The sequence below is a fragment of the Vibrio sp. 1069 genome, assembly GCF_033340555.1.
Genome location: NZ_JAWOWP010000965.1, coordinates 1 through 513 on the forward strand (window position 1 = coordinate 1; position 513 = coordinate 513).

At 41.3% G+C, this 513-nt stretch carries 1 protein-coding gene; it reads right to left on the reverse strand.

Annotation, left to right across the window (positions count from 1 at the left end; all coding sequences use genetic code 11):
- Window positions 1-254: 254 nt before the first annotated feature.
- Window positions 255-513 (reverse strand): sugar transferase (locus R7040_RS30065; protein WP_318098134.1); only part of this gene is annotated, 259 nt, incomplete at its 5' end.

A 513-nucleotide genomic window follows, 5' to 3' on the forward strand; every position in this document is an offset into this window, starting at 1 on the left:
CTGAGTTTGATATCCGTAACTATCGAGATTCATATATAAGAATCTACACTGGCCGTCACTAAGGGGCTAATTGTGTTGCTTGTTGCATTACTTGAATATTTTAAGTTGATATGCGCTTGGTTTAGTTAGGTGTATGGATTAAGCATTTAGTAGTGCTTGAGTTTATAGTGCAAAGGACAAAATAAAAAGAGCAGCTACCATAAGGCGCTGCTCTTTTTTATACCTATGATCCGTTCGGTTGAATTCGCCGTTTTCTAGCGCCCCATCCCAAACAACACTGTTTTAATCGTAAGGAAAGGAATCTTCACTTCCATCATCCAGTTTTGGTGTTTGATGTAGTAGATATCGTATTTATGCTTCCAAATAGCGTCTTCTACCGATGCGCCATAAGGGTATTTTACTTGGGCTAGACCAGTTACCCCTGGTTTAACGGCGTGACGAAAGCGGTAGTAAGGAATGGCTTTTTCCAATTCAGAGATGAACACCTCGCGTTCTGGACGAGGACCAACCATC